This is a genomic window from Micromonospora sp. AMSO1212t (assembly GCF_008868145.1).
GTDB classification, from domain to species: Bacteria; Actinomycetota; Actinomycetes; order Mycobacteriales; family Micromonosporaceae; genus Micromonospora; species Micromonospora tulbaghiae.
The window spans coordinates 1-760 of sequence record NZ_WBKS01000265.1; the positions used below are offsets into that span (position 1 = coordinate 1).

At 69.7% G+C, this 760-nt stretch carries 1 protein-coding gene; it reads left to right on the forward strand.

Going from position 1 to position 760, the window contains the following annotated elements; all coding sequences use genetic code 11:
- Positions 1-129: 129 nt before the first annotated feature.
- A partial coding sequence (locus F8279_RS29740) for a non-reducing end alpha-L-arabinofuranosidase family hydrolase (protein ID WP_192580804.1) occupies positions 130-760 on the forward strand: 631 nt, incomplete at its 3' end.

Here is a 760-nt window from a genome sequence, read left to right on the forward strand (position 1 = left end):
CGGTGGGCGCGGAAATGAGTTGTTGAGTGCGTGGGAGCGCTCCCGTAACATCCCTAACGCGGCTGTTAACGCTCACAACACAATCGCCACCGCCAATGCCAGAGCCGCCGCCCGCCAGGAGGTCAGTTCATGTCCAGATCTAGGTCAGTCAATGCCATATTGGCATCGGCCGGCGCCGCGCTGCTCGCGTCGGCGACGGTCGCCGTGGCGCTGCCCGCCGGGGCCGCCGCCGCGGGGTGCTCGGTCAACTACGCGATCCCGTCGCAGTGGCAGGGCGGCTTCGGCGCCAACGTCACCATCACGAACCTGGGCGACCCGCTGTCGAGCTGGACGCTGACGTGGTCGTTCGGCGCCGGGCAGACGGTGACCCAGTCGTGGAACACGAGCCTGACCCAGAGCGGGTCCGCGGTCACCGCGCGCAACGTCGACTACAACGGGTCGATCCCGACCAACGGCAGCACCTCGTTCGGCTTCAACGGCTCCTGGACCAGCAGCAACCCGGTGCCGACCAGCTTCGCGCTCAACGGGGTGACCTGCACCGGCGGCACCACCACGCCGACCGGCGCACCCACCACCGCGCCACCCACCACCGCGCCACCGACCACCGCGCCGCCGACCACGGCACCGCCCACGACGCCGCCTCCGGGTGGCACGTGCAATCTGCCGTCGTCGTACCGGTGGTCGTCGACGGGTGCGTTGGCGCAGCCGCGGTCGGGTTGGGTGTCGTTGAAGGACTTCACCGTGGTGCCCTACAACGGGC